Here is an 8602-nt window from a genome sequence, read left to right as displayed (position 1 = left end):
ATCGTCTAATCCATCATTTCACTATCTTTAATATTAAAGCTGACTCTTATCATCTGATGGAAAAGAAAAAGGCTGGCAACAAGCCAGACAAAATTTCCGATAATAGGGAATTTGATTCCGTTGAAGGGAATTCTAAACCATTGTTGACAATTGGTGCAGAGCTCCCATATGATATTTTTTTCTCTAAGGAACGAAATGAAAGGTTTCCGTCTATATATACTCAGTGACAACCTTCACTTTAAATTCTTCACTATATTTAGCCACAAAAACACCCCCAGAAATTAGATCTTTCACTCTAACTTCTGGGGTCGGTACCGACTCGCTCGTCGGCTAAAGGTGTTTCATTTATTACCTTAAACACTATCTATAGGATGGTATATCTAAATGTAAAGAATAAGAACCAATTTGTTGATATAAATTATACATAGTTGTAATTTGCTTTGAAGCCCAACCAATATCCGTAGCATATTGATGTGTTGCTGATCCTGTATTATCCATAGCAAGAGGATTCCATCTCATTTTATATAAAGTATTTTGTCCGGAGGAAATATAATCTCGTCCAATAAATTTAGCGCCTCCTACAATGGCCTTATATGGAGTAGTCCACCCTTCTTCATAAGCCTTTTTAGCCCCACAATCAACCGGGCAACTGTCATATGCCCCGATTCCATACATATTATAGACCGTTTTCCCATTATACTTAACACCACTGGCAAGAGTAGAGGTACCATTACCCGTTTCTAAAATAGCATGAGATACTAGATAGACATCATTAATACTATTTATTATGCTTGCATCAATAAATGCCTGCCCTTGTCCGGCTAGTGTTCCTTTTCCCGATAAGAAATCATTTAGTACAGAAGCAGATATATCACTGGACCTTGATAGGTCTAAGAATTGAAATTTTTGAACATCATCATTAATAAAGTTATTCGGATCTAAATAATATCTAACATCTTCCTCCTTAGCGTTAACCCAATATAATCTATACCAGTCTCCAACTTTTTTTCTTATAGAAACTTTCTCCCCATAATTTAAAGTATCAACTATTGAATAATTAGTACCCGGACCACCTCTTACATTCAAAGTACTTGCGGTAACATAATAGTAATTACCTTTATTATTGTATTGTATATAATCACCATGTACATAATGCACATATTTATCTGTTTTTGGGGTAGCCTTCATTTGTATAGAGACAGCTTCGCTTAGTGTTAAATCATAATAAGAATAGTTTGCAGTATTTTTTTCTAAATGAGATTCATGTACCCAAACCGTCTCCCCTTGTAATTGCCCTTTATACCAAAGTTGACCTCCCACCTTATTTGTTAAAGTTACTTCTAGTATTTCGCCTTTCAAATTAATCATATCTTTTAAATCAAATACTATATTTTTACTTCCACCCCATGGTTTATTGTAAGCTATTCCTTTACCCTTTAAAGTTAATTTTTTCTTATTACTATCTACGCTTTGGTGACTGTATGACGTTAATTCATCCTGTTTGACCCATCCAATGGTTCCACTAGTACTACTTGGTAAATTACTAATTAAGTAATAAATTTCACCATTTATTTCACTTTGACGTTTAATGTAATATACACTATTTAAATACTTCTCTCCTGAATTAATAGCTGATGACTCGTCACCAAGCCTCTTATAAATCTTAGAAGAATCGCTCTTTAATTTCCCTAATTTACTTGTGCTGGTTCCAGTGGTACCAGTTACATGACTTGAGTGAATCCATACTGTTTTTCCATTAACTATTCCCCGATACCATATATTGTTGCCAACCTTTTGAGTCAAATTAACCTGAATACTATAGCCTTCCATAGCATTAATTTCAGTATTATTATAAATAATGTTTTCTTTTCCACCCCATGGACGATCATAGGCTAGACCTGTTCCTTTTAAATATAAATTCTTTGAATTATTATCAATTCCTTCATGAGTATATGAATTAACATCTTCTTTTTTTACCCAACCAATTGTTCCTTCTGTACTACTAGGTTTATTACTTAACAAATAGTAGATTTTGTTGTCTATTTGGCTTTTTCTTTTTATATAAAAAACCTTGTTGGTGTACGTACTTCCAGCATTGATTGTTGTTGTTTCATCACCTAACCCCTTATAGATCTTAGCGGTTTCACTTTTAATTTTCCCTAACCTACTTGTTGCACTACCAGTTATATTCATTAAATGGCTTGAATGAATCCATATACTATTACCTTTTAGATTGGCTCTATACCATATATTATCTCCTACTTTATTAGTCAAGTTAACAATTAGTCCATAGCCTTGCATATTTTTAAGAGCTTCAGAATCATAGATTACATTCTGACTGCCTCCCCATGGTTTGTTATAAGCAACACCTTTTCCGCTTAAGTAGAATATTTTAGAAATGTTATCTACATTTACATGGGTGTACGAAAGCATACTATCCTCTTTTACCCAACCAATTGTTCCTTTATGGATACTTGGATAATTACTTATATTATAATATAGAATGCCATTTAAATTAATTTGCTGTTTAATATAAAAAACTTTATTTATATTTTCTGACCCTGCAGAACTAGCTGTTAACTCGTTACCTGGTGAAGAATAAATTTTCTCTTTATTACTCTTAATCTTCCCTAATTTACTTGTAGATTGAGGCGATTTTACATGATCCGAATGAATCCATACTGTTTTCCCTTCTAGTATCCCTCGATACCATAGGTTATTACCTACTTTTTGAGTCAAGTTAACTTGAAATATCATTCCTTGTCTCTTTTTTAAATCGTTTATATTATAAACTATGTTTTCTTTTCCACCCCACGGCCTATTATAGGCTATGCCTTTTCCCTTTAAATATAAAGTTTTTTCTTTGCTGTCTAATCCTTCATGAGTATAAGAGAGCAAATCATTTTTTCTAACCCATCCTATAGTTCCTGTAGAGTTGCTGGGTTGGTTACTAATTAAATAATATAGCTGACCGTTCAAATTAATAGATTCTTTTATGTAATACACCTTATTTATAAGTTCATTCCCAGCATAGTTATAATCTAGTTCATTACCCGGGGCAGAATAAACTTTTGCATCCACATCTTTAAATTTCCCTAATCTACTTATTTCACTAGATCTTGTTAGATGATTCGAATGAATCCATACTGTTTTTCCATTTAGTAACCCCTTATACCAAGTATTATTACCTACATTATTTGTTAAATTAACTTCGAATTTGTAACCATTTAGTTTATCTAGTTGAGAAGAATTATATACTACATCCTTACTTCCCCCCCAAGGTTTATTATATGCAACCCCTCTCCCATTTAAGTAAAACACCTTTTTTTTAGAATCGACGCTTGTATGAGTATAAGTGGAAAGTTGATCTTTCCTTACCCACCCAATTACTCCATGAGTACTACTTGGTTGATTACTAATTAAATAATATACATCTTTATCAATATTCATTTGTTTTTTTATATAAAAGACTGTGTTCGTATAAGTATCGCCAGCTTTAAAATAATCTTCAGTTCCCTTTTCAGGATTATTATAGATTTTGGTATTAGACTTAATTATCTTGCCAAGTAGGCTTATATTTTTAGTATTTGTTATTTTAGTATCAAAATTATTAGTATCACTAATACTCTTGTTTTCGAGTTCACTAATAACATTATTTTCTTTAGGAACATTAATGCTATCATTATTCTCCACATCAGTATTATCATCACTAATAGAATCTTTAGCTTTTTGAGTTGTAGAACTATGTTCTTTATCCATCTCTAATTTAACTTCAGATTCCTCTTGCTCTAATTTAGGGTTAATAGATTCACCTTCATCATTAACTTGATTTACTGATGTGTCCCCCTCATTTTTTTCAAGATCATTATTTTCTACTGCTTCATCAGCTACTACACTATAAGGGTATAATAGGAATAATAATAATAACAAATTAATAATTTTCTTCATCTCAATCACCCTTTCAAAATTTGGATACTACTAAATTAAACTTTTATAATTAACAGAATTAAATTAATATGGTACTTAAGTGAAATTTAAAATAGATTTCACTTTTGTAGGTTTAAATTCATCCATTTCACATAAAATTTTTCTTTAATTACTACTGTTAGACGATAATGTTTTACTATCGATTTTATGGTTTTGTTCATTTATATTAATAAAAATACTTTTAAAAAACTCATCCCATTGTGCTCCTATAGATTCAATAGAAAACCTCTTTACACTCTCTATAGCATGCAATCCCATTTTTCCTCTTAATTCATTATCTTCTACTAATAGATTAATTGAGTTTGCCAATCCTAAGACATTTTCATTATCTACAAGAATCCCATCAACCTCATTTGTAATTATTTCTGAGGGACCATGCGGACAGTCAAAACTAACAACAGGAACACCACTTTGCATTGACTCTACGATAACCAAACCAAATCCTTCAATTCGTGAACTAACTGCAAAAATAGAAGAGTTTAATAATTCTTTGTTCAAATTCTTAGTCGGCCCCATTAAAAACACATGATTATATAAATGTCTATCTTGTATAAGCTTCATTAATTCATTCTTTTCTTTACCAGTACCATAAATTTTCAACTTCCAATCGGGATTTTTTTTAACAACATATGAAAAAGCTTCAATTAATAAATCATAGCCTTTAATGTAATCAAGTCTTCCCGCTGCTATAACGGTTTTCTCTTTTAATGAAGATTTATATACTTCTTGATTAGCAGAAACTGAATTAGTTATTTTTAAAATTTGTAGATTACTATTTCTATTAAATATCTTTTGATAATGTTCATTATCTTTATCCGTAAGGGTTATAAGATAATCTAATTTTGGATAATATTTTTTAATAGATTTTTTTAAACCTTCTGGGTGCCCTTCGAAGTTAATATGTTCTTGTCCAACTAATTTTATCTTCTTTCTACCAAACTTCGATATAAATAAGTTAAAACAGGGTCTTGTTGATACTAAAACTCCTTCTTTAATCGACCTCAAATATAAAAATAATTTAATATCCGTTAATAATGAGAACTGCTTTATAGATTCTTCATCTTTATGAATAAGTTTACTTTTTCTTGACAATAAAAAGTTAGCAATTTTTGTGCGTATGTCTTGACGATTTCTGTCACGAGCGTATACATCGTGGAGTATTGTTATTTTCACTCTGGGATCCACATGAAAAAAGGGTGTATTTTGCCTTCTAAATAGACTTATAATTTCAATACTATAGTTCTTATTAGCTAAATAATTTGCGGTATTTAAAACAGTTCTTACTGTCCCACCCATTCCATACACATTTAAAATTAAAAAATATATCTTCAAAATAAACCCTCCTAAGATTTCAAGCTATAAAATACCTGATTAATAATTCTTTGTGATGCACAACCATCTTCCCAAGAACAAAATTTATTATAAAACTCTTCATATTTATCAAAGTAAAGCTCAGGTAATGATCTTGAAATCTCTATTGTATCTAATAAATCTTTTCCATTAGTCACAATAGGGCCAGGTGCATCTCTGTGTAAGTTAAAATAGAAACCTCTAAGAGCTGAGGAATATTGTTTTATATCATATGCAAAAAAGATAATTGGTTTTTTTGTATTAGCAAAATCAAACATAACTGAAGAATAATCAGTTATTAATAGGTCAGAAATTAAATATAATAATTTAATATCATCATAGTTAGAAACATTATATATAATATTTTCATATTCCCTAATTTGACATCTTATTGAATCTCTAGGGTGTAAACGAACTAATAGAACATATTCATTTCCAAAGCGTTCAACAAAGTCATTTAAATTAAATTTAAATTCATATGGTTCATTGAACAAACCATTATGAAAGTCATTATCCCTCCATGTTGGAGCATAAAGTATTATTTTCTTATTAGCTGGTATATTTAAATAACTTCTAATTTTATTCACCTGATCACTCTTAAAATCTTTATCTTGATACAAGATATCATTTCTCGGATATCCAACATTTAATATTTGATTTTTAAATAAGTATGCTCTTTGTAATATATTGCCTGTATATTTATTTGGGGACACCAAATAATCCCACCTTTTATTTCTTCTAATTAAATTTTCAGAAGTATTTTCTTTGTATGAAGGTGAACTTGGGTCTATATCGAAGCCCAACTTTTTTAAAGGTGTGCCGTGCCATGTTTGAATATGAACAGTATTTTTTCTTTTTTTGTAGAAGTCTGGAAAATTTCCGTTATTAACGAAATACTTTCCAATTGCTAGATAATAGTAATATCTTAATGTGTTTGGTTTCACTATTTTGGGGTTTCCTTGTATTTTTTGGTTTGTTTTATTCACGACCCATACGGGTTTGAAATCAATACTTTGTTTAAGCATTTCTTCATATAGACCTCTAGGATTACATGAGTAATTCATACCAGTTGTACTTTGAAAAATAACATATTTTGAATTAATGGGTACTACTTTATTCATGAAGTAATAGAATTTTAATTTAATAGAATTACTTAATCTTCTTAGTTCACTATTCTTAACAAATAAACCCTCTAAAGTACTTTCTATTTTCGATGGAAGTAAATTCAAATAGAATACGCTATTGCTTTGGCCAAATTTAATTTCACACTCACATAAATCAAAATTAATATTTTGATATATATTTTCTTTCTGACTGTTGTTTATTGCTGCCGATATTATATACTTGTATTCTAATAATGTTCTACCTGTCTTAATTAATTTTACTTTAACCGGTAATTTCATTTTATGACCATAAGGAAGCTTAAACCTTATATTCCCCTCGATAAGCTCAGGAATTTCATCATTTGGGGTCTGTATATTTAGTAAACCGTCTATTATTAGTTCATTCTTATTAAAAAGTATTCTCTGAAGTTTTTTATTAACAATATGATTTCTGACTAATATTGACACTTCTTCATATAATGTATAATAAACTTTAACCACTTTATTTTCATTTTGTAAATTAGGTGATATTATCTGTGGCATATTGACTATCGAACGTTTATCTTCAATTCCATTTAATCTAGTAACAAAACGTATCCATTCTTCACCGGAAATTAAATAAATATCCCAAACTCCATTAATTAATCTATTACTATGTATTAAATTTTTTACTTCCAATTTATATTCAAATTTATTATTGTATACTTCAATAGAATCTTCAATAATTTCATTTGAATCTCTCTTTTTTATCTTTATCCTATGCAACCCGTTTATTTTTATATCATATCTACTGTTTATATATCCTTTTAAACAAACATTATCTGTATTAATTAATATGTTTGTTATTTCAACTTGCATTTTTTGATTTACAAAAATTACCGATAAATGTTTTGATTTATTCGACTTTTTGAATAGGAGTTCGAATAAAGAAGAATTATTTATCATAAATAAATCTTTTAAATTCACTTTATCATTTATTGACAGTGGAATTTTTTTTGTTCCCACTTGTATATATAACTTAAACTCGCTATTCCCCATAGATTTAATATCATCAAACACAATATTCTGTTTGAATTCAACATAGTTTGAACTCTCTAAGATATCTAACTTAAATTTATAATCGCGCTCAGTTTCTTGATCTTCAAAAACTAAAAACCTCTCAGTTCCTATATCACTATCAAAAACTTTACCAGAAATTAACAACTGATTATTATCTACACTTGTTAATTCATGTACTTCTGCAAAAGCGTTATTATAAGTCGATCTTATCGACAGATTCCCTTTAATTGTATTAAAAAGTTGTAGGCTGACATTCTTATTTACTGGATAATATGGTACTTCTAATGATTCGGTTGCAATATCTTTTATTCTAATATATTCTTTACTTGTAATAGAATCAGAAAGCAAATATAGATCCCAGACTTCATTATAACTACCTTCAAAAATTCTTAATGGTAAAAGAAAAACGAAAGTTTCATAACCATTAAAGTATTTTTTTTCCTTTACTTCAAAAAAATGTTTTTCATTAGAATTTCTGTTCTTCACTAACACAAATTCTTCTTTTATCTTTTCACGCTCGTCATTTCCATAGTCAATTTTAGTATATAATTTAATATACTCTTGTCGATAAGAGATTTCATATATTAAGACTTCTTTTTTATTTGAATAATCCCAAATGTAATTAAGTAGTTTCATTTTAAGCTAATTACCTCCACAACATTGAATTTAATAATTATAATTCCACAAACACCAACCATAGTACTATCAAAACTCCCAAAACAGGATGATATTACTATTTCATATTATTTGGCAATATTCGACAATAATTACTTCTAAATAATAATAATAGCATAATTAATATCATTTTTGGAGGTATTAATAGAAGTATCCTTTTAAGAAAGAATTTATATTATTGTACTGAAAATCAAAAATTCTTTTGTTTTCAAATTACTATTAATTATTATTTATGTATCAGTTTGAATTATAAAAGTAATTCAAAAAGTGCTTTCAGATAACAACCCGGACAAATTAAATAGGTTTTATGACCTATACTATAAAATAAACTAGATTTTCAGATTCAATATATTGAATTATAAATAAATTTATTGGTAAGCTTTTATATAGTATCGACAATTATTTTTAATATTTTAGATTTATGTATT

3 protein-coding genes and 1 pseudogene are annotated in these 8602 nt (G+C 28.8%); 1 reads left to right on the top strand and 3 read right to left on the bottom strand.

Translation table 11 applies throughout. The features are described from left to right. Nucleotides 1–227: pseudogene (locus JUJ52_RS11720) on the top strand (hypothetical protein); the annotation flags it as partial. Nucleotides 228–360: 133 nt separating this feature from the next. Here the strand turns inward: JUJ52_RS11720 and JUJ52_RS11715 are convergent. The 3 genes from JUJ52_RS11715 to JUJ52_RS11705 all read right to left on the bottom strand — a co-directional run bounded on the left by JUJ52_RS11715 (nt 361) and on the right by JUJ52_RS11705 (nt 8135). After that, nucleotides 361–3948 (bottom strand): N-acetylglucosaminidase, encoded by a 3588-nt coding sequence (locus JUJ52_RS11715; RefSeq protein ID WP_205389079.1) that lies wholly within the window; start codon nt 3946–3948, stop codon nt 361–363. Nucleotides 3949–4092: 144 nt separating this feature from the next. Then, on the bottom strand, nt 4093–5319 hold the full coding sequence (locus JUJ52_RS11710) for a glycosyltransferase family 4 protein (protein WP_121603909.1): 1227 nt from the start codon (nt 5317–5319) through the stop codon (nt 4093–4095). An 11-nt stretch (nt 5320–5330) separates the two neighbouring features. After that, on the bottom strand, nt 5331–8135 hold the full coding sequence (locus JUJ52_RS11705; RefSeq protein WP_205389080.1) for a CDP-glycerol glycerophosphotransferase family protein: 2805 nt from the start codon (nt 8133–8135) through the stop codon (nt 5331–5333). Between the last annotated feature and the right edge of the window lie 467 nt (nt 8136–8602).

Origin of the sequence: Virgibacillus sp. AGTR (genome assembly GCF_016919725.2) — a bacterium.
GTDB lineage: Bacteria > Bacillota > Bacilli > Bacillales > Amphibacillaceae > Virgibacillus > Virgibacillus salarius.
This window is presented reverse-complemented; position numbering and strand designations above follow the sequence as displayed.

What these genes read in the sequence shown, in the direction of transcription:
- JUJ52_RS11715 (WP_205389079.1), bottom strand. Translation starts at nt 3,948, where the DNA reads ATGAAGAAAATTATTAATTTGTTATTATTATTATTCCTATTATACCCT.
- JUJ52_RS11705 (WP_205389080.1), bottom strand. Translation starts at nt 8,135, where the DNA reads ATGAAACTACTTAATTACATTTGGGATTATTCAAATAAAAAAGAAGTC.